Below are 624 nucleotides of genomic sequence, written 5' to 3' on the forward strand. Positions count from 1 at the left end.
GAAGAAGCCGTTAGCGAAGTTAAAAACGCATTAAATCGTCTTGACGAAGTGTATAACGAATACGCGATGGACGGTGCAGTCAAACTGCACAAGAAGCAGCTCAGCAGGAATCTATTTCCGAGTTCGTAGCCAACGCCCAGCGCGATGGTGTAGACCTTGATAAATTAAGATCGGCTGAGAAAGTGTTAGTAGATTCAGGTCTTAAGCCTGAGTTGGGGCAGTATTTATTGACCGACCCGAACGGCGCGAAGATTGCCGAATACTTGCATGATAACCCTGCTGAAATGCATGAGATTATAGGCATGAGTCCTATGAATGCAGCGGTAAAAATTGCCAATGAAATTAAAGCAAAGGCTCTTTCTACCACACCAAGAGTATCTAATGCGCCTGACCCTATAGAAGCCATCAATGGCGGTGGGTATGTTGAAAAAGATGATTTCAGCAGAAAGTTTCCAGGTACAACATTTAATTAAGGGGCTATAAAATGGCTAACGATTATCAAAATAATACGAACAAAAAACTATTAAAGCAGTTTGCTGCTGGCCTAGAGTCAAGCACTATCGTCATTATTTTAGTCGCTTGTTATAGCCTGTTTGGTAATTTAAGCACTGTTGAGCACGACAA

General features: G+C 42.1%; 1 protein-coding gene. It reads left to right on the plus strand.

Translation table 11 applies throughout. The annotated features are described in order from the left end of the window. Positions 1-182 precede the first annotated feature (182 nt). Complete coding sequence (locus V7783_RS21080) at positions 183-473, plus strand: hypothetical protein (protein ID WP_335680391.1); 291 nt, start codon at positions 183-185, stop codon at positions 471-473. The last annotated feature ends 151 nt before the right edge of the window (positions 474-624 follow it).

This window comes from Pseudoalteromonas sp., from assembly GCF_036960685.1.
In the GTDB taxonomy this organism is placed as follows: Bacteria; Pseudomonadota; Gammaproteobacteria; order Enterobacterales; family Alteromonadaceae; genus Pseudoalteromonas.